Origin of the sequence: Anabaena catenula FACHB-362 (assembly GCF_014698735.1) — a bacterium.
GTDB classification, from domain to species: domain Bacteria; phylum Cyanobacteriota; class Cyanobacteriia; order Cyanobacteriales; family Nostocaceae; genus Anabaena; species Anabaena variabilis_A.
Genome location: NZ_JACJTQ010000022.1, coordinates 67,201 through 87,627, shown reverse-complemented (window position 1 = coordinate 87,627; position 20,427 = coordinate 67,201). Strand labels below are relative to the sequence as shown.

At 37.3% G+C, this 20,427-nt stretch carries 19 protein-coding genes; 6 read left to right on the top strand and 13 right to left on the bottom strand.

The window, feature by feature from the left end; all coding sequences use genetic code 11:
- Positions 1–13 precede the first annotated feature (13 nt).
- From H6G68_RS15375 to H6G68_RS15360, 5 genes are read right to left on the bottom strand one after another with little or no spacing between them, the layout of a single operon-like run.
- A complete protein-coding gene (locus H6G68_RS15375; RefSeq protein WP_190907413.1) occupies positions 14–2,407 on the bottom strand; it encodes a HEAT repeat domain-containing protein in 2,394 nt (797 codons plus the stop codon).
- 46 nt (positions 2,408–2,453) lie between these two features.
- Entirely contained in the window at positions 2,454–4,754 is a 2,301-nt protein-coding gene (locus H6G68_RS15370) for a HEAT repeat domain-containing protein (protein ID WP_190907412.1), read from the bottom strand.
- Positions 4,755–4,799: 45 nt separating this feature from the next.
- Complete coding sequence (locus H6G68_RS15365) at positions 4,800–6,716, bottom strand: HEAT repeat domain-containing protein (protein WP_190907411.1); 1,917 nt, start codon at positions 6,714–6,716, stop codon at positions 4,800–4,802.
- Positions 6,717–6,762: 46 nt separating this feature from the next.
- Entirely contained in the window at positions 6,763–6,963 is a 201-nt protein-coding gene (locus H6G68_RS27905; protein ID WP_422596169.1) for a hypothetical protein, read from the bottom strand.
- The gene (locus H6G68_RS15360; RefSeq protein WP_190907410.1) at positions 6,960–8,135 is read right to left on the bottom strand and encodes a HEAT repeat domain-containing protein; all 1,176 of its coding nucleotides are present in this window, start codon (positions 8,133–8,135) and stop codon (positions 6,960–6,962) included. Before H6G68_RS15360 ends, H6G68_RS27905 begins: the two co-directional genes overlap by 4 nt.
- Before the next feature lie 212 nt (positions 8,136–8,347).
- Between H6G68_RS15360 and H6G68_RS15355 the strand changes: the two genes are divergently transcribed.
- Positions 8,348–8,632 carry a DUF427 domain-containing protein gene (locus tag H6G68_RS15355; protein ID WP_190907434.1) on the top strand — a complete coding sequence of 95 codons (285 nt, stop codon included), beginning with the start codon at positions 8,348–8,350 and terminating at the stop codon, positions 8,630–8,632.
- 192 nt (positions 8,633–8,824) lie between these two features.
- Here H6G68_RS15355 and H6G68_RS15350 read toward each other — a convergent pair whose 3' ends face one another.
- Positions 8,825–9,259 (bottom strand): TOBE domain-containing protein, encoded by a 435-nt coding sequence (locus H6G68_RS15350; RefSeq protein ID WP_190907409.1) that lies wholly within the window; start codon positions 9,257–9,259, stop codon positions 8,825–8,827.
- Between the two features lie 109 nt (positions 9,260–9,368).
- Here H6G68_RS15350 and H6G68_RS15345 point away from each other — a divergent pair, with 109 nt between their 5' ends.
- Positions 9,369–10,223, top strand: a complete 855-nt coding sequence (locus tag H6G68_RS15345; protein WP_190907408.1) for a DUF72 domain-containing protein — start codon at positions 9,369–9,371, stop codon at positions 10,221–10,223.
- 146 nt (positions 10,224–10,369) lie between these two features.
- Positions 10,370–10,810: a hypothetical protein gene (locus tag H6G68_RS15340; protein ID WP_190907433.1), complete on the top strand. Its 441-nt coding sequence runs from the start codon at positions 10,370–10,372 to the stop codon at positions 10,808–10,810.
- 301 nt (positions 10,811–11,111) lie between these two features.
- On the opposite strand, the gene H6G68_RS15335 is transcribed toward H6G68_RS15340, so the two are convergent.
- The 3 genes from H6G68_RS15335 to H6G68_RS27790 are packed head-to-tail and all read right to left on the bottom strand — an operon-like array spanning position 11,112 to position 12,425.
- Positions 11,112–11,681, bottom strand: a complete 570-nt coding sequence (locus tag H6G68_RS15335; protein ID WP_190907407.1) for a pentapeptide repeat-containing protein — start codon at positions 11,679–11,681, stop codon at positions 11,112–11,114.
- A gap of 19 nt (positions 11,682–11,700) precedes the next feature.
- Positions 11,701–12,282: a TetR/AcrR family transcriptional regulator gene (locus H6G68_RS15330; RefSeq protein ID WP_339327865.1), complete on the bottom strand. Its 582-nt coding sequence runs from the start codon at positions 12,280–12,282 to the stop codon at positions 11,701–11,703.
- Entirely contained in the window at positions 12,279–12,425 is a 147-nt protein-coding gene (locus tag H6G68_RS27790; RefSeq protein WP_339327864.1) for a hypothetical protein, read from the bottom strand. Before H6G68_RS27790 ends, H6G68_RS15330 begins: the two co-directional genes overlap by 4 nt.
- A 97-nt stretch (positions 12,426–12,522) precedes the next feature.
- Here H6G68_RS27790 and H6G68_RS15325 point away from each other — a divergent pair, with 97 nt between their 5' ends.
- Complete coding sequence (locus H6G68_RS15325) at positions 12,523–13,506, top strand: Rieske 2Fe-2S domain-containing protein (protein WP_190907406.1); 984 nt, start codon at positions 12,523–12,525, stop codon at positions 13,504–13,506.
- Between the two features lie 365 nt (positions 13,507–13,871).
- Positions 13,872–14,450: a hypothetical protein gene (locus H6G68_RS15320; RefSeq protein ID WP_190907405.1), complete on the top strand. Its 579-nt coding sequence runs from the start codon at positions 13,872–13,874 to the stop codon at positions 14,448–14,450.
- Positions 14,451–14,459: 9 nt separating this feature from the next.
- Here H6G68_RS15320 and H6G68_RS15315 read toward each other — a convergent pair whose 3' ends face one another.
- On the bottom strand, positions 14,460–16,646 hold the full coding sequence (locus tag H6G68_RS15315; RefSeq protein WP_190907432.1) for a DNA phosphorothioation-associated putative methyltransferase: 2,187 nt from the start codon (positions 16,644–16,646) through the stop codon (positions 14,460–14,462).
- A gap of 505 nt (positions 16,647–17,151) precedes the next feature.
- Between H6G68_RS15315 and H6G68_RS15310 the strand changes: the two genes are divergently transcribed.
- Positions 17,152–17,370 carry a hypothetical protein gene (locus H6G68_RS15310; protein ID WP_190907404.1) on the top strand — a complete coding sequence of 73 codons (219 nt, stop codon included), beginning with the start codon at positions 17,152–17,154 and terminating at the stop codon, positions 17,368–17,370.
- A 300-nt stretch (positions 17,371–17,670) separates the two neighbouring features.
- On the opposite strand, the gene ribD is transcribed toward H6G68_RS15310, so the two are convergent.
- From ribD to mreC, 3 genes are read right to left on the bottom strand one after another with little or no spacing between them, the layout of a single operon-like run.
- On the bottom strand, positions 17,671–18,879 hold the full coding sequence (gene ribD / locus H6G68_RS15305; protein ID WP_190907403.1) for a bifunctional diaminohydroxyphosphoribosylaminopyrimidine deaminase/5-amino-6-(5-phosphoribosylamino)uracil reductase RibD: 1,209 nt from the start codon (positions 18,877–18,879) through the stop codon (positions 17,671–17,673).
- Between the two features lie 43 nt (positions 18,880–18,922).
- Positions 18,923–19,540, bottom strand: coding sequence for a rod shape-determining protein MreD (mreD, locus tag H6G68_RS15300; RefSeq protein WP_190907402.1), 618 nt, complete (start codon positions 19,538–19,540; stop codon positions 18,923–18,925).
- Positions 19,541–19,578: 38 nt separating this feature from the next.
- On the bottom strand, positions 19,579–20,373 hold the full coding sequence (gene mreC / locus H6G68_RS15295; RefSeq protein WP_190907401.1) for a rod shape-determining protein MreC: 795 nt from the start codon (positions 20,371–20,373) through the stop codon (positions 19,579–19,581).
- Positions 20,374–20,427: the final 54 nt, after the last annotated feature.

The window sequence follows — 20,427 nt, the reverse complement described above, 5'->3', positions numbered from 1 at the left end:
ATTATGTTTTAAATCAGGACTGATGCCAAGCGTGATAAAAATCTGGATAGGGAAGATGTTGGGCGCATTCCCAGATGAAGGAATACTGGTAATCATCCAGATTATTACAGCAATTTAATTGTTTCAATAAAAACAATCGTTCTTTATTATCAATGACTATCTTTCCTAAGGTTTCTATCGCCTTTAACTGGGTTGAAGAACTATCTGAGCTATTAATAATTTGTACTAAAACTGCAACTGCTTTTTGATTACCAGGATTGATTTTACCTAAGCCTTTAGCCACTATTGAACGGGTTGATTCATTCTCTGATGTATCTAGTAGTTGTGATAAATTTTTAATTACTTGTTCATTGTCAGGAGCTATTACCTCTAAGATTTCAAGTATCAGACTATGAGTGTATTCATTTTCTGATTTATTTATAAGTTGCAATAAAGTGGAGATAGCTTTTTCATTACTAGGGTTGATATTCATTAAACTATAAGCTGTTTGCTTACGGATATAGTCAGGTTCTGATGTATCTAGAATATCTATCAAAACTGTAATAGCTTTTTCATGATCAGAGTCTATAATTTGTAAAATTTCAGCCGCTTTTTTACGAATATAAATTTCCGATGTATTTAAAATTTCCTCTAAAGTTGTAATAGCTTTTGTATTACCAATATCTACTTGCCATAAACTATAAGCTAACTGACAACAGAAGTATTTATCCTGGAATGTATTTAAAAGCTGCTCTAAATTGATGATAGCTGTTTTATTACCGGGGTCTATTTGAGCTAAACTTTCAGATGCTAACTTACGGGTAAAATCATCCTGCGATGTATTTAGAAGTTGCGTTAAAGCCATAATAGCTGTTTTATTGCCAATGGTAACTTGACTTAAACTTTTAGTCGCAAGACCACGGACTGAATCACTGGGTGATGAATCTAAAAGTTTTACAAAAGTTATGATTGCTGTTTTATTCTGGGGGTCTGTTTTATATAGACTGTCAGCTACTTCCCAAAGCAGTTTTTTTTCTTGTAAACTACCCAGAAGTTTTTCTAAAGTAGCGATCGCTGTTTGATTACCAGGGTCAATTTCTCCTAAGTTTTTAGCCGTAATAGGAAGGATGTATGTATACTGTGGTTTATTTATTAATGCTGTTAAAAATGCGATTACTCTTGGATTTTGATAACCTATTTTACCTAAATTATCGATAGCTCTAATACAGGCGTTTTTATCCTGTGATGTCTTTATTTCTTCTATGAGATGAGTTATTGATTTATTAGCTACAAGCATTGCTTTTTCACTGAAAGGGATGATACTTTCTATGATTTTAATTATTTCCTGATGAATTAACTCAAACTTCAATTTAGCTATAAGTATTGCTTTTTCATTAAAAGGGATGAGACTTTCTATGATTTCCTGATGAATTAAATCAAAATCTAATTTATTTAGGAATTCTATTAAAGCTGCTACTGCTTGTTCATTACCAGCACCTATTTTTTGCAAAGCTTGAGCAGCATTTCTTCTGGTGTACTCAAATTGTGATTGAGATACAATTTCTGCTAAAGTTGTGATAGCTTGTTCTTTCTTAGAGTTTATATTTATTAAGTTGTCATTGGTCTGTTTATAAGTGGTCTGATCCTGTAATGTATCTAGTATGTCCATCAAAACTTTAATTTGATTTTCTGAAGAATTTTGCATACAATTGCAACCTATATTCCCATTATTATCCTCTGATTTTTCTGGGGGTTTCAACAAAGCATGAATAACTCGTGAAATATCTGTTTCTTTTAGTGCTACTGTGACTTGATTTTCAGCATTATAATTAAAAAGAAAAGCAGAACGATCTAATTTCCAACTAACAAGCTGTCTGACTATTTCATCTGCTTGATCACAGTCTTTAAATTTAGCGATCGCCGCAGCCGCTAAAAAATAGGCTTGATATTTATAAAAACCTTTACCTTCATATTTAAGACGACCATCTCCAAAATTAACCAAACAACCATCGTGAAAATTAGTCAATGCTTGAATAAATGACTCTTTTTCCTCTTTAGGTACATCTTTACGCTCAAACCACAACAATATTGTTTGTTTCCATTGTGCTTCAAAAATTCGATATCGTTGATTTTCTATTGGTTTATTTTTATGGTTTCTGGGTAAGAAAAAGTCCCAATCATCAATCGCTGTTGCCGCAAAATCCTCTACCAAAGAAGCATTAGCAAAAGCATAAATAGTTCTTTTCTCTGTATCTCTGCCTACCTGATTTAACCAACCTAATTTTAATGCTAATTTTAGCAATGAGTTTTCATCATAACTTGTTTCCAAATATTCATTGAATACAAAAGTCCTGACATTTTTATCTAGAGATGCTTTAGCTAATTTCCCTAATTTGACTTTGAGTTCTATTAAACTTGGGTTTTGCATATTAGTAGAAAATACTTTTGATAAATTGAACTACAAGAATAACGAATCAGGACTGATGCCAAGCTTGATAAAAATCTGGGTAGGACATCTTTTGAGCGTATTTCCAGATCAGATGATAGCAGTTACGATCTAACTCATAGCGACGTAAGGCTTGAAGTAACACACTTCCATCTTTATTACCAGGGTCTATTTTCCGTAAGCTTTTAACTGCCTCTTGACGGATGTACTTATTCTGTGATGTATCCAAAAGTTGCACTAAAGCTGCAATCGCTATTTCATTGCCAATGCCAATTTTCCCTAAGCTTTCAGCTGCCCATTGAATGTATTCTTCATACGGTGATGTATCCAGAAGTTGCGCTAAAGCTGCTATTGCTGTTTGATTGCCAGGATCTATTTTCCCTAAGCTTTCAGCCGCCTGCAAACGGGTATCTTCATTCTGTGATGTATCGAGGATTTGCACCAAAGCTGTTATTGGTGTTTCATTGCCAATGCCTATTTCTCCCAACTTATAAGCCACCTGATAACGGGTAGACTCATCCTGTGATGTATCCAGAAGTTGCGCTAAAGCGGCGATAATTTTTTCATTGCCAGTAACTATTTCCCCTAAGCTTTCAACCGCCTGCAAACGGGTGGAATCATCCTTTGATGTATCCAAAAGTTGCACTAAAGCTGTTATTGCTGTTTCATTGCCAGGATCTATTTTCCCTAAGCTTTTACACGCCTGGAAACGGGTGGAATCATCATCCAGCAATTTTACTAAAGCGGAAATTGCTTCTTGATTGCCAATGCCTATTTCTCCTAACTTATAAGCCACCTGACAACGGGTATACTCATCCTGTGATGTATCCAGAAGTTGCGCTAAAGCTGCAATCGCTTTTTCATTGCCAGTAACTATTTCCCCTGACCTATAAGCCGATTGGAAAATGATTGCTTTTTGATTGCTAGGGTCTATTTTCTCTAAGCTTTTACACGCCTCAAAACGGATGCGGATATCCTTTGATGTGCCTAGCAGTTTTACTAAAGCGGCAATGGCTTTTTCATTGTTATTGCCTATTTTCCCTAAGGTTTTAGCCGCCTGCAAACGGGTGGAATCATCCTTTGATGTATCCAGCAATTTTATTAAAGCGGCAATGGCTTTTTCATTGTTATTGCCTATTCTCCCTAAAATATAAACCAAATAACCACGGGTGTGATTGTTATCTAATGTATCCAGGGATTGCGCTAAAACGGCGATAGTTTTTTCATTATTGGGATCTATATTCTCTAAGCTTTTAGTCGTATGCGAAGGGGTGAACTCATCTTCTTCCTCTAATGGATCTAGGAGTTGCGCTAAAGCTGGGATCACTTTTTTATTGCCACTGCCTATATTCCTTAAGCTTCTAGCGGCAAAGTAAGAAGCATGCTCAGACCTTGATGTGTCTAGTATTTGTATTAAAACTGCTATAGATTTTTCATTGCCAGGGTCTATATTTCCTAAGCTTTCAGCCGCCAGCCAGCGAGTTAAATCATCTAGTAATGTATCCAAGAGTTCCACTAAAACTGCTATGGATTTTTTATTGCCAGGGTCTATATTCTCTAAGCATTCAGCCAGATGGCAACAATCATAACTAATACTACTTAAGCGGTCTTTATGAGGGTATATATCCCATAAACTTTTAGCCACCTGGAAATTACGGCTATATTCATCCTGTAATGTATCCAGAAGTTGCACTACAACGGAAATAGCTTTTGTCCGATTCGTTTCTTGCAGCGCTAACGTGGCTTCCTCTTGAATAATCATAAAACGAGAATAATTTAATTTCCAATTAACAATCCGCTTGACTATTTTATCGGCTTGATCGCATTCTTCAAATTTAGCAATTGCCGCAGCCGCTAGAAAATAAGCTCTATAGCCATAAAAACCTTTACCTTCATATTTCACACAGCCATCTTCAAAAGCCCTCAGTGCTAGAATGAATGCCTCTTTTTCCTCTTTCGGTAAATCTTTACGCCCAAACCACAACAATATTGTTTGTTTCCATTCTGGTTCAAAAATTCGATATCGCTGATTTTCTATTGGTTGATTTTTATGGTTCCTAGGTAAGAAAAAGTCCCAATCATCAATCACTTTTACTGCTAAATTTTCTGCTAAAGAAGTATTAGCAAAAGCATAAATAGTTCTTTTCTCTGTATCTCTGCCTACCTGATTTAACCAACCTAAGTTTAATGCTAATTTTAGCAATGAGTTTTCATCATCACTTGTTCCTAAGTATTCATTTAATCTAAAAATACTGGCTTTTCTATCTATAGCTGCTTGAGCTAATTTTCCGAGTTTTATCTTGAGTTCTTTTAAACTTTCATTTTGCATATTGGTTTAAGATTTACTTACAACTCAGGCTACACAAATAATGAATCAGGACTGATGCCAAGCTTGATAAAAATCTGGGTAAGACATCTTTTGAGCGCATTTCCAGATGAGGTCATACCGGAGATAATCTAGTTTAGTAGTGTCATTTAAAGCTTGAAGTAGGATAGATAGATCCTTATTACCGTGATCTATATCTATCTTTTTTAACAGGCTACCTGCGCCCTGCATAGTATGATCATTCTCTGATTCACAAAAAATTTTCACTAAATTGGATATATTTTTTTTATTGCTAGGATCTATTTGTTCTAAGCGATAAGCTGCCTGTAAACGTTTGTCCTCATCCGGTGATATATCTAGAAACTGCTCTAAAGTGGATATTGCTTTTGCATTGCCAGGGTTTATTTTCCCTAAGTTATAAGCTGCCTGGAAACGTTTATCCTTGTCCTGTGATGTATCTAGAAACTGCTCTAAAGTTGGGATGACTTTTTCATTACCAGGAGCTATTCTGTATAAGCTATAAGCTATCTGCAAACGGGTATTTTCATCCTGTGATATATCCAGGAGTTGCTCTAAAGTTGCAATCACTTTTTCATTGTCAATACCTATTAAACCTAAGCTATTAACTATGTATTTACGGATATCCTCATTCTGTGTTTTATCTAGGAGTTGTACTAAAGCTGTGATAGCTTTTTCCTTGCCATTACCGTCTATCATCCCTAAGCTATCAGCCATATGCTGACGGATGTACTCATCCTGCGATTCAGATAAGAATTGCACTAAAGTAGCGATCGCTTTTTCATTGCCAGTGCTACCTATCTTTCCTAAACTTTCAGCCGCTTGCCTACGTCCTAACTTGTGCTGTGCTGTATTCAGGAGTTGTACTAAGGCTGAGATCACTTTTTCATTACCAGGATCTATTTTTTCTAAGTTTTCAGCCGTTCGCCTCAGTATCAACTCAGATTCTGATATATCTATGAATTTTACTAAAGCTGCGATTGCTGTTTCATTACCAGTGGCTATTTCTCCTAATCTTCTAATTGCTGAAACAAGGGCATCTTCAGATTTTGATTCAGATAAAATTTGCACTAAAGCGAAGATTTCTGTTTCATCCCCAGAGGTTATTTTTTGTCTACTTTTAGCCGACTGGTTAATAGTGTTATCATCCAATAAGTCATTATCATCAACTAGAAATCCAGATCCATACCCTCCTAATACACTATAACGAAATCCTACTTCCGCTTTTTCATTCTCAGGGTCTATTTTCCATAGGCTTTCAGCCGCCTGACTACGTTGGGTAAGAGTATCTGATTTATCCACAAGTTGCACTAGAATGGAAATAGCTTTTTTCCGATCCGTTTCTTGTAGTGTTGCTATGGCTTGCTCTTGAATACTGCTAAAACGACAATTATTTACTTCCCACTTAACAATCTGCTTAACTATTTTATCTGCTTGATCGCATTCTTTAAATTTAGCAATTGCCCCAGCAGCTAAAAAATAAGCTTGATAGCCATAAAAACCTTTCCCGAAATATTTCACACAGCCATCTTCAAAATCTATCAGGGCTTGAATAAATGCCTCTTTTTCCTCTTTAGGTATATCTTTCCGCTCAAACCACAACAATATTGTTTGTTTCCATTCTGGTTCAAAAATCCGATATCGTTTATTTTCTATTGGTTTATTTTTATGGCTTCTGGGTAAGAAAAAGTCCCAATTATCAATCGCTATTGCCGCTAAATTTTCTGCCAAGTAAGCATTAGCAAAAGCATAAATAGTTCTTTTCTCTGTATCTCTGCCTACCTGATTTAACCAACCTAAGTTTAATGCTAATTTTAGTAATGAGTTTTCATCGTCACTTATTCCTAAGTATTCATTTAATCTAAACCGACTGGCTTTTCTATCTAGAACTGCTTGAGCTAATTTTCCTAATTTGACTTTGAGTTCTATTAAACTTTGGTTGTGCATATTAGTAGAAAACAATTTTGATAAATTGAACTACAAGAATAACGAATCAGGACTGATGCCAAGCTTGATAAAATTCAGGGTAGGTCATATTTTGTGACCATTTCCAAATTAGATCATACTCTTGATTATCTAGCTGATAATGACTATAGGCTTGAATTACGAGGGATTTATACTTTTTATCATTGCATACTTTGTTTAGGCTGACAGTTGCTCGAGAACGAGTGTCCTCATCCTTTGATATTTTCATAATTTGTAGTAAAGCTGTAATAGCTTTTTCATTATCACAGAATCTATATTTTTTAAACTATTAGCTATATCACAACGAAGAAGATCATTTTGTGATGTATCTAATACATGAACTAAAGCAGCAATAGCCTTTTCATTATCAGGATCTATTTCTTGTAGGCTATAAGCTGCATAAACCTGGACAAGTTCAGATTGGGATGTGTCTATAAGTCTTACCAAAGCATTAATAGCTTCTTCATTACCTATATATCCTAAACTTTTAGCTATTTGAGAAAGTGTGGACCGATCTTGGGATATTTCTAAAAGTTGCACTAAAGCATTGATAGCTTCTTGATTGTCAGCACCTATATTTCCTAAACATCTAGCAACTTCAAAAAATATAGACTCATTCTGAAACCGATGAATAAGTTGTACTAAAGCAGCAATAGTTTTTTCAATATCAGAGTAGATTTTTTCTAACAAACTAATCAGTCTCTCATGCCTATCTTCACCCTGTGAGATTTGTATAAGTTCTAATAAAGAATCAATCATTGTTTGATTACGAGAAATTGCCTTCTTTAAGATAAAAACAGATTCATAAATAATTTCTTCATTATTAGATGTATTAATGATTTGAATTAAAGCATTAATAGATGTATTGATGATTTGAATTAAAGCATTAATAGATGGGGTATTTACAAAGTTTATTTCACACAAGATATCAGCTATTTTTCCAAAATTTTCTTCATCTTTTGATGTAGATAGTATGGTTTCTAAAACACTAACAGCTTTTATTTTGTCTGTTTTTTGCAGTGCGTCTGTAATTTTATCTTGAATACAGCTAAAACTATTATCTAATTTCCAGTTAACAATTTGTTCGACTATTTCATCCGCTTGCTCACATTCTTGAAAATTATCAATTGCCGCCGCCGCTAAAAAATAGGCTTGATACCCATAAAAACCTTTACCTTCATATTGCACACAACCATCTTCAAAATTAATCAGTGCTTGAATAAATGCCTCTTTTTCTACTTTCGGTATCTCGTTATTTTCAAACCATAATAATATTATTGATTGCCATTCAGGTTGAAAAATGCGGTATTGTTTGTTTTCTATCGGTTGATTTTTATGGTTTCTGGGTAAGAAAAAGTCCCAATCTTCAATTGCTGTTTCTGAAAAATCTTCTAGTTCCATAAATTTACTATAAATAAGTAGACGTAAATATTATTTCCACAGTTGCGAACTGCTTGCAGCAGCGCTATCGCTATTTCGCAAAAATTATCACAAAATTCAGTATATCACGCAAATAAATGGTAATCTTAGCCTCTTTCCATGAATTTTCTAATCACCAGCTAGTAATCACCTAAAAATGTCACAATAATAATTGTGAACTTTTTTCAATCCTCATTATGAAAGCAACTTGGAACGGTACAGTTTTAGCCGAAAGCGATAACACAGTAGTCGTCGAAGGAAATCATTACTTCCCTGCTGACGCTATTAACAAACAGTATTTTACCGATAGCAACACCCACACCACTTGTCCTTGGAAAGGAGTTGCTAGTTACTACAGTGTTGAAGTTGATGGACAAGTCAACAAAGATGCCGCTTGGTACTACCCCAGCACCAAAGAAAAAGCTAAAAATATAGAAGGTTATATTGCCTTCTGGAAAGGTGTAAAAGTCGAAGCTTAGACTAACTTAAATTATCATAGGCATTCGTTTAGCCAGGGAATAAATTCCCTGTCTAATACCTAAAGTCGGTTAAAACCGACTAATTTGGATGAGCTTATTTATCCATTTCCAAATTCAAAAATTGTCGTTATGAGACGGGAAAGCAATTTCCCGTTTTTGTTGGATTTTAAGAAGGTTGTTTTACATCTTTCTCTATTCTTTAGCAATGACAATATCATTAGATTTAATCACAGCATAAGCTTCTGAACCCTCAACCAATTCTAACTCCTCAGCCGAAACTCTGGTAATCATGGAAGTTAACTCAACCTTATGAACAATCTCTAGAGTCACTTCAGTATTCACAGTTCCTGTAGTAACTCGTTTCACAACTCCCTTAAGAACATTGCGTGAACTAACTTTTAATGGTTTTTTGGAATTAATAATTTCCAACTCATAAGTGTGAGTTTCCACTTTTTCTTGTGCAGTTGGTAGCGATGTTGGCGGTGAAGAGTATTTATTAAGACCACGTACTAATTCCCGCAAAATCTCAGTTTTAGTTCGCTGAGAGTGCTGACAGAATTCCTCTAAAATCTTTTTCTCCTCTTCTGAGGTTTGAAATGTCACCCAACCCTGTTCTTTTCTTGGCATAAAATTACTAATTTATTGAGTTAGTATAATCTTGATACAATACTAGCAAGAGTCAATGTTTTTTAACTACTTGTACAATTGAATAGAACATATCAAAGCGACTTATTTTGTGAACTTTTATATCGGATGTGCAGTTTGGGCATATAAAGGTTGGGTGGGCGAACTCTATCCCCCAGGAACTCGCACCACTGACTTTCTACATCTTTACAGTCGTCGCTTCACTACAGTGGAAGGTAATACCACTTTCTACGCTGTACCTAACCCAGAAACCGTTACCCGTTGGACTACAGAAACACCGCCAGGTTTTGAATTTTGCTTGAAATTACCGCGAGACATCACCCATCAAAAATTATTGCGACCCCACATCCCTGATGCTTTACAATTTTTAGATAAAATGCGTCCTTTGGGTAAGCATTTGGGACCAATCTTTGCCCAACTACCGCCCAGTTACTCACCTGCATTACTGGATGATTTAGCGGCTTTTCTGGAAGCTTGGCCTAGTAGAGATGTACCTCTAGCCCTAGAAGTAAGACATCCTGACTGGTTTCAACAACCCCATAGGAGTAATTTGACAACACTGTTAGAGAAGTTAGAGGTGGGGAGAGTGTTGTTAGACTCACGCCCTATTTACAGTGGAGATGATGACCCACAATTAGCATCAGAACGGCGTAAACCTCAGCTACCAGTGCAATTTAGTGTTACAGCACCTTTTACTTTGATTCGCTTTATTTCTCATCCGCAGTTGTCAGTTAATCAGCAGTTTATGGAAGAATGGGTAATACAGATCCAGCAGTGGTTAAAAGCGGGAGTGCGGATTTATTTCTTTGTCCATTGTCCTACAGAAGATATGTCTCCTCATAATGCCCGTTATTTCCAACAGCTATTAGAACAAAGCGGTGTAACAGTTCCCTCTTTACCTTGGAACAACCTTAACCAGCCACCTAGTCAACTGACTCTTTGGTAGTAATTATAACTAGTAACTGACACTAAATTGGTTGGCTTTAAGTATAAACCATCAAGTGTTATGGATACCAAGTACAAAATATGTTTTATATTGGTATATAGATTTTAGGTAAGATTATGGAAGAATTTAGGCCAAAAGACGGTGAGATGAATCGGCTTCTATATGAAAGCTCAGTTTCCTACAAAGGATATCTGATCATTCCATTTATTTTTGGTAAAGTAGATAATTACGAAATTTTTTCATACAAACTATTGTCAGAAATTGGACGAAAAAGCCATTTTCATAAGGTGGAAAATCCTGCTAAAGTGTATGGAATTAGTATCAGAAATATTGTTGATATTGCCCAAGAACATATTGACATCAATGCAGAGTTTATCAGTTATGAAGATGGTTTTAGATCGCGCTACGTTTATCGCCACAATTTAATAATTGTGTTTAAGGAAAAAAATAAATTTTTCTATGACCATTATCCACCCGAATTTTTAAATAATCTAGCAGCGCCAAAATTGTTCTCATCAGAATATGAGTGTCTAAGATGGGTTCAAGAAGGACTTGACGGGAGGAATATTAGGAAAAACTTACAATAAATTTATTTATAGTCTAGATGTGATTGTGGCTGAGGATAATTAACTGATAAAGAGCTAATTTGAAAATTTGTGATCTTACTTAAGATAGTTTGATTTCTTTTCACCTACTTAGCTTAAATCAAAAAGTTTATCGTTAAGTAAGCGATCGCTAAAATACTGTAATAACACATATGTTGGTGCTGACTAGACAAGCAGGATTTGAGTTCACCGCAATTTTTCAAACCCCCAAGTCTAGATAATGCTAACCGACCTAGCAATTAATTCCCAGGGTTACACACCTTATCTGTTAAATCTGAAAATCTCAACTATGAATGCTACCATCTGGCATAATTGCCCCTGTTAGAAAGGTTTCACTCATATCTGTGTCATCTAAATTAGCTCCTGTCAAATTCACCTCACACAAATTTGCTTCACTTAAGTCAGCACCAGTTAAATCAGCATTTTGCAAATTTGCTTTCCACATTCTCACACCCCCCATTTTCGCACCACTCAGGTTTGCACCCTGTAAGTTAGCGGCTGAAATTGAGGCCATGTGTAAATTAGCATCGGACAAATTAGCACCAGTTAACAATGCACCGCTGAGGTCTGATTCATTTAAATAAGCAGTTTTCAATATAGCTTGAGTTAAATTAGCACCACAGAGAATAACTTCCGATAAATGCGCTCTTTCTAATGTTGCTCCTTGAAGATTGGCTTTACTCAAATTAGCTCCACTTAAGGAAGCTGCTGTCAGATTTGCTCCTCTTAAATCTGCTCGACCGAAGTCTACACCACCCAAGTTGACTCCTTGAAGATTTGCTCCTGGTAACGCAATGCAGCTAAAGCTTCTCTGACCTGTTGCGTACTTAGCTAAAAGTTCTTGAACATTCATACTTTTTTAGTTCTCGTACTTAGTTGGAACACTGAGTTGATGGTGTTTGCTTGACACCACCTAAAATTAGGGCGATAGCTTCTCTTCGAGACGCTGCGCGAACGCTAACCGCAGGTATCGCTCCTTCTGTATGTTTCTCTACCATTTCTGGACTCAAATGATCTATCTCTGGTGTCAGATGCTTCCAGTTTTCTTGGACTACAAAATAGAAGATGCAGACACTAATCAAATGAGTCAGGGTTAAGAATGGGTCTAATGGACGAAAACAGCCCTGTTTTATTCCCCTTTCTAGGACTTTTAGCAGTGGTTCGTATAAACTACCAGGGTTGACTTGCTTAAAATACAAACCCTTATTTTGAATTGCTTCTTGAAACCACAGCATCTGGCGATGGGGATAAGTCGCTTTATAAGCTATCGCACACCGAATAATTTCCTTCAACGCCTCTTCTGGGTGTAAATGGTCAAGGTTCATTTGACCTACTACTAATTCTAGCTGATTAATCGGACGCTGCAAAACCGCTTTGTACAAACCTTCTTTATTCTTAAAGTAGTAATGTATCATCGCTGTGGTAATTTTCGCCCAATGGGCTATCGCACTCAAGCCCCCTTTAACCCATGTCTAGCAAACTCTATTTCTGCTGCATCAAGAATTTGCTGCTGCGTCACCTCCGCATCTCTTACGTGACTCACAGATTTAGCAACTTTCTCATTCTTAACAAACTTCACCACAGCATTTCCAGACATATTTTGCTTGTTTAGTTTAACAAGAGTAGACAGCTATCTGACTTACTCGTTAAACTAATTAAAAAATTAGTTAATTAAATCATAGGGTTTTATAATCATGTTAGAAGGCGCACCCTGGTTATTGGCTCATCGCTCCATGCTCAAGCCGAATCAGCCTTTTAAAGTTTCTCTATATGGGAATGACTACGTACTTTGGCTAGATAGTGTTGGTAAAATTAGCTGCTTACCTAACGCCTGTCCTCATTTAGGTGCAATGCTTTCCGAAGGTTGGTGTGCGAAAAAAGCAGACGGGAGTAGTACCGTAGTTTGTCCATTTCATGCTTTAGAATTTGATAGCAATGGTTGTACAGTATTACCCAATAGCAACAAGCAGACAAAATCTTTAAGCAAACCCTTAGAATTAATTATTCAAGATGATTTTATTTGGACTTATGGCGGATATGAAGCCAAAATTTTTATCCCGACAATTTTAAAAGATTTTGCCAGTGAATATGAATTTATCGGACATAGCAAAAACTTCAGTGTCAAAACTGAACTGTTGACAATGCTACTAAATATGCACGACTATGATCATCAAAATGGCACACACCGTCCTTTATTTGAGATCACCGAAGTACAATTTCAAAAATTTATTGACAATGGACATCACTCTCATGCTTACTTTGACTTAATCAGAAAACAGCCTAAATTAAGTGACTTGCTCAAAAATCCCGGACTGTTAGCTATACCAAACACAATTAACGCCCATTTAGAAAATTTCTTTCCTTTTTGTGTAATTGTACATGGTGAAAGTCCTTTTGCTAGTGTTAAACAAATTCATTTCTTTGTTCCCGAATCACAAACACATACTCGCACCTATGTTTTGGTTTATGGTAAAGCCAAACATCCTATCGCCCATTTAATTAAAAAGAATTTTGTCCGGTTAGCAGAAGTAATTATTGAACAAGATGTTGATATTTTAGGTAAACTCTACACCAACATCCCTCAAAATATAAAAATGAGTAACGAAATAGGCATGGATTGGGCAAAACGCAACTTTGCCAATTTTCCCATGATTGTTGAACCGAATCTATCTCGATAAACCATAAATAACTCAAAAATAACGATTTAGAGATGTTGCACGAAACGTCTCTATACTTCCCAAATAAAGGTTTTAATAACGTAAGTTGTTAGTTAGATTAATTAGGGTATATAGGCATCCGATTTGATTCTTGAATAGATCTAAGTATTTGTAGGTAGGGCTATGCCTTACAAAACCATGATACGGTGGGCAATGCCCACCCTACGTATATTTCAAAAATCAAATATTAGTCCTATATCAGACTATAAAAATTAGAACTTTTCCCCTAAAATTATCTTTTCTGACGCACCCTACAGACTACAAAATCTTACGAGATAAAATAAAGGTTTGAATATAATTAAGAATATATTGTTGAGAAATAGATTATGAATATAAAAGAAATAAAAATTAGTAAATATATTACATTAGAAGAATTTTGTACTTGCAGTCAAACCTATCATAAATATGCCCAAAATATCAACCCATATCCGCAAAATATTCCCGAAGTAATTCCTGCTTTACAAGATTTAAATAAATTTATCATCGACCCAATTATAGATTACTTTGGTAGAGAACAATTTCGGCTTACCTACGGCTTTTGTTCTCCAGACTTAAAAAAGTATCTTGAGAAAAAAGACCCCATAACAGGACAGAAAAACGGTCGTGTAGCCCCTAATCTCGATCAACATATCAGCTACGAAATCAATAAAAATGGCAAATACTACTGTGCAAGGTTAGGGGCTGCTTGTGATTTTATCATTACAAACTTACCTAGTGAACAAGTTATAGATTGGATTTTACAAAAAAAAATACCTTTTGATTCCCTGTATTTTTACAGTAATCAACAACCAATTCACATTAGTTATGGAATTCAACACAAACGGGATATTTGGACATTTAATAATTCAGGAATACCCACAAAAAAAGGAATTGAAAATTGGCTAAAATTAGCAAAGGAGATTTAAACAAAATCTCTATTCCTCCTCTTTACTTCTCTGCATTTTGGTGTGAGAATCATTCCTGCTTCTTTTCCGAGTTTGTACAGCAGCTTTAAGTACTCTTAATTTATAAGCATCACAATCTTTACTCCAAGATAACTTGTAACCATTCAGAACTGCACAATTTTCTTTTAAACATTTTTCCCAACCAGAAAGACGACGAATACTTCGCCAATTATCTAAAAGTCCCCAGTCTTCTTCTTGACGAGTTAATTTCACAAACTTCTCATATTGAGGATAATCTGGAGTCACTAAAGCATCTATTTGGTGTAATATTGGCGGGTCATCTTCAAGATCATAGTCTTGATAAGTAACGTGCAAATCCCGCAAATCAATTGTCATTTCTTTAGATAAAGCTGGGTGTGGATCAATATCAAAATCAGGATAAAATAAATAGGAAATCTTCGGGTTTTTGATATGGAACTTAATCACATTTGCTTCTTCTAAGCGTCCTATTGTTCTACTAGCACAACCTTCATAAAGACGTAGTAAAGGATCAACAGATTGTAGTGCAGAAATATGAACCCAAAGAGAATTAGGTAATTTTTTACCAATTTTGCTTTCTTGACAACGTTTAATAATTAGTTCTGTATTCCCCAAGCTGCGTAGCATTTGATCAGCATCTATACAAGCTTGTTTATAAGTACTATATAAACCAATTATGTCATCTTGTACCGCTGGGGCTAATTGTCCTAATCTGGGACGACGGCTAAAATTACACAGCGCTAGATAAACCATCAAATCTTGACGGCGTTTTTCTGCGATCGCTTCCCATTCTTCAGAGTCTGTCGCCTGTATAATTACACTAAAGGCACGTCGTAAACTTCCAAATTCTGTACAAATTTCCGCTTCTTGAGATAATTCCCCCTTACTAGGAAGTCTTCCCCGTTCAGTCATAAAAGCCATCAAGGGTGCTAACAGTTCCTGATGTTCTTCAAACCGCTTCACACAAGCACGTATTCTCGGAGTACTAGCACGAGAACGGAAGCGCGAAGACCTAAATAACTGTGCTTCAGCTTCATCTCGAAACACAAAGTAAACACCCAAAGCCACAGGAATTGCATCAACTCCTAGCACTTGATCAATGTAAATTTTTAATTCTTCTTGTTCATAATATTTCTGAAATGTGTTGCGATTAGTAATTACCCCATCACCAAAAGCAATTACACCTCTTCTACTATCAGCAATTAAAACTTGGGCAGATACTAGCAGCACTTTCTGAGTTAGTTCCCAAGCTTGTATTAAAGCTTCCCGACGTTCACTTTGGTCTTCAATAACATTAATTACAAAGCCAATATTGACAATTTCCGCAGGTGTACGGTGAGTATTTGGAGAGTAGTAAGGGTCCCAACCGTTGCTAATGTAACCTTGTTCAGCGATGCGAGTAACATCTCCACCATGTCCACAACCATAATCAAAAAAGTTGGTTTCTGGACTAAATAAGCCTGATTCTAAGGCTAATCTGACTGGACGGGATAAATCAGGACGAATAATTGCTGCTTTGTGTCGCTCAATTTTTGGGGTTAAATGGGCTGTATTAGTTATTTGTCGTTGAATCAGGTTATGTCCCTGTATTTCCACCCCATAAGTTTGTAACCGCTTTTCCCAACCCTCTCTTGTCCCAATCCCTCTGGTATTATGCAATAACCCTAAAGCTTCTTGAGTGCGGGTTAAGGCTGCAAACTGCTCATAAAAGGGATAATCTGGTGTGACAAAAGTTTCTTTGCGGTGAAGAATGGGAGGATTTGCTGAGTCGCTGTAATCGCGGTAGCCAACTTCACGAGTTTCTAAGTCTACTTGAATACTAGCTCGTAATGCAGGATGGGGGTCAGTATCAAAATCAGGATAAAATAAATAGGAAATTTTAGCTTTATTAGTGCTAAATTTAACTAATGTAGCCTCTTGTACTTGAGGTGCGATACTACGGGCGCGGCTTTCATATTCCTGAAGCCAGGGGTCAAGTATGTGCAGTGCTAACACATGAATGTAAAAGGCATCAGGTAGTAATTTACCAAATTTACTGTTTTGGCAATAATCAGTGATACCCAAACCTTCGTCAGATGCCATAGCTGCAATCTTCGTAGGTATGGCACTTAGTTCAATCGGTTCTACAATTAAGGAAGTGTCTTCAACTATTTTCAAGCTATTGTCAGGTTTAACCATTGCAGTCATTAGTAGAGAACTACTGCTAACAAGAATGTTACTTACCCTGTTTTATTATTAAGATTTTAAGTCATAATCAGTATTTTATAAATTTTTTTATTAAAAAATTAATTGGGATTAAACAAATTAGCGTTAAGTTATATTTCTAGCCCCTAGTCAAAAATCAATTATTAGTCTCCCACTTCCATAACTATTTTGGTATTAGGGTTTAAATCCCTAAATTAAACTACTCATAACTAACGGGGCTGGTAATTTAGATATGCGATTTGTATAATAGGAAAATATTAGTTAGATTAAGAATGTTCAATCATTCATTCGGGATGATATCAGGTTAACTTTTGTTAATTCATTGATGTTTTTTACCAATTCTGAATGTTCATAAAGTTATAAATCTGTTTGTTAAGTTTTTAATAACAGTTGTCTCATGTTGTAGCTTTATTTTGTCAACTCATATCTAAATTGTGTAATCTAAAAACAACTAAGCTCAAGATTCAATAGAGGTCTGATGACTCCTACGATTATGCGTCAGCTTTGGTCTATAGTTGAAGCCGCCCAAGCAGTGACTCTCTTGCAGCTTGACGATGCTAGCTTGGTACAATGGTTAGTCAAACAAACCACAAAGCAAGCTTTGTTAGATCCGAACGAAACTGACTACCTTTGCGACTACATTCAAGCTAGGTTAAGTCTCATCCGCGATCTTGCGTATGAACGTGAGCAGTCATAATCATCCTGGGGACAGCGGGATGGGGAGATGGGGAGACACGGTGACGCGGTGACACGGAGATGGGGAGAAAATCACCATATGCCTATAGCTTGCGTGACGACGGAGGAGTCATACGGCAGGCTACCGTCAACACTAATTACCAATGATTAAGTAGGTGAACAGAAAAAAACCGTAGACGCGGAGCGGCTTCTCGAAGAGTAATATGTAACGAAAAGTAAAATATCCCAAAACCTCTTCTCTGTTCCCCGTTCCCTGTTAAGAGTTCCCTTGTCATAACGACAATTTTTAACGCCCACTTACTTACTGAATTCTTTGTGGTAAATAACCTTCCACTAAGCAATCAGAACCTACAACACGCCAACGAACACGTTCTAAAGGTAAAGCCTCAGTCATGGTAGTAAAACCTAAGTCGCCCACGGGCGTAGGAGCATTACTACCACCAATGATTTTGGGGGCGATAAAAGCCAGGATTTTTTGTACTGCTCCTTGTGCGATCGCACTTGCTGCTAAAGTACCACCGCATTCCCACAGCACGCTACAAAAACCTCGCTCGTACAAATGAGTCATTGCTAATTCGGGCGTTAGTGATGGAAATTCCACCACTTCTACTCCCTTTTTAAGCAGCATTGCTTGAAAATCGCGTGAACTGCCAATTTCCGTCAAAACTAAACTTGGAGCCTCAGCAACTTCCCATAGATGAGCATTTTCTGGCAAGTTGAGGCTGCGACTCATCACCACCCGCAGGGGATTATGCCCACCCGCCTGATGGCTGGTTAAATAAGGATTATCTTGTCGTACCGTATTTCCACCAACAATTACAGCATCACAAGCCGCCCGAAGTTGATGTACTTCACTACGGGCATCTTGATTTGTCACCCAAGTACTATGACCAGAACTAGCTGCAATTTTGCCATCTAAGGTCATGGCATATTTCAAAATTCCCAAAGGTCGTTTGTAAAGAATGCGATGTATAAAACCTTCATTTAGCTTTTGACAAGCTGCTTCCTCCACCCCTACAACCACTTCGATTCCCGCTGCACGTAACCGGGCAATCCCCCCTCCAGCTACCAGAGGATTAGGATCAACCATACCCACTACAACCTTAGACACACCAGCATTTATCAACCCTTCCGAACAGGGTGGAGTTCGTCCGTAGTGGTTACAAGGTTCAAGACTGACATAGATTGTAGCTCCACGAGCGCTATCTCCGGCGGCTTTAAGGGCAAAAACTTCGGCATGAGGTTCACCCGCGCGGGGATGAAACCCTTCTCCCACAATCTCCCCATCTTTGACAACCACCGCCCCCACTAATGGATTTGGTGAAGTCCTCCCCAAAGCGCGACGGGCTAGTTCTATACACCGTTGCATGATTCGGGAGTCAAATTCACTACCTACCATTTCTTGGGCTGGGATATCCACGCTGATGACAGATTGTCCTAGAAGTTGATTCTCTTGAGTGTCTTTGGGTGAAGATGCATCTGCTGGAGCTACCGCTGGGGAGTTATTCATGTTAACTAACTCTTGAACATATATATCTAGGTACTCAATAATCTTACGAATTACGAATTAATTTTGTCTGTTGCCACCAGCGATTTAAGGGATAATAAACGACAGGGGCCCACAAGCTACTCAAAATAGCAGATGCTAAAGCAACACGCTGGTAGTATGTCCAAATGTCTTCCACTTTGCGATCGCCTACCAAAGACAACTGCACAGCAAAAATAGTATCTGCCAGCACCGCCATCCCAAAGACAATTAAAGCAATAGAAATAAAGTCTTCTTGAATAAAACGCTGCTTCTGAATGAGACCAGTGAGCATCCCTACTATCCCCAAACTTATAGCATGAGAAGGGTTAGGCGATGTCATCGCATCTTGTAATAAGCCAATCACTACACCTGCGAAAGCACCAACAAAGAGCGATCGCTTCACACTCCACGCCACCACCCAAATTAGTACCCAGTTAGGACCGATACCCAATAATTCCATACCTGGTAAACGGGTTGGTAACAACAGTAGACATAACAGCACAGAGCCAGATGTGACTGCCCAATCCAGCAATTGACGCACCCAAGGATACCAATGTCTCAACCCTGGGATCAAGGATGTGGATTTTCGGTCTGGCGATGGTGCTTTTCTCTGTCTGTTACCAGGAAATCCAGGAATTTTCATCGTTTTGCCAAATTGTCAACTATTTAATCAGACTTTTTCTACTGTTGATCTGTCACATTGGGTTTTTCCGGATCTGTGTTTTCTGGCTTAGGATATACAGTTACCCAATCTAAATATCGAATTGGCGGAAAAAGCTCGACTTTCGCCACTGACGCTGGGAGTTTCTTTAAATCCAGAGACTTAACTCGTCCTACCGATAAGCCAGCAGGGAATTTCTGACTATAAGTAGAAGTAGAAATTAAATCACCAACTTTAACATTAGGAACTTTTTCGTAAAACTCTAGCACTCCTTCGGCAGAAGAATCACCACGCAAAACTCCCTTGGCTGCTGTGCGGCTAATAGTGACACCTACTTGACTTTTCAGATCGCTAACTAACAACACACGGCTAGTATTGGGAGTGACACTTTCTACCAAACCCACTAATCCACCATCTGCTTTGACAATAAAACCTTCTTGAATACCAGCATTTTTACCCCGGTTTAGAGTCACTTGTTGCCACCAGTGATCAGCACTGCGTCCCACTACCCTCGCTAGAACTGGTTTAGCTGAACCCTGATCTTTCTCTGCGTAACCTAATAAACTTTGGAGTTTTTGATTTTGACTTTCCAGATCAACTATGCGTGTTTGTAACTCCATAAACCGAGCGTCACGGATACGTTCTTCAGGACTTATTCCTGGTTGTAATATCTGTAATGGACGGGTAATACCTTGATATATCTCCAGCAGTAGTGTGCCTTGAGTCTGTCGCAGTGTCCAAGCACTACCAACTACTACGGCTAACAAACCTATTTGTAAACCCTTATGTTCCCACCAACGGCGTGCAGTAAACATTTATACCTGTGTATATTCTATAAATTATTCAGGATATTGGATTCTATAATTCAC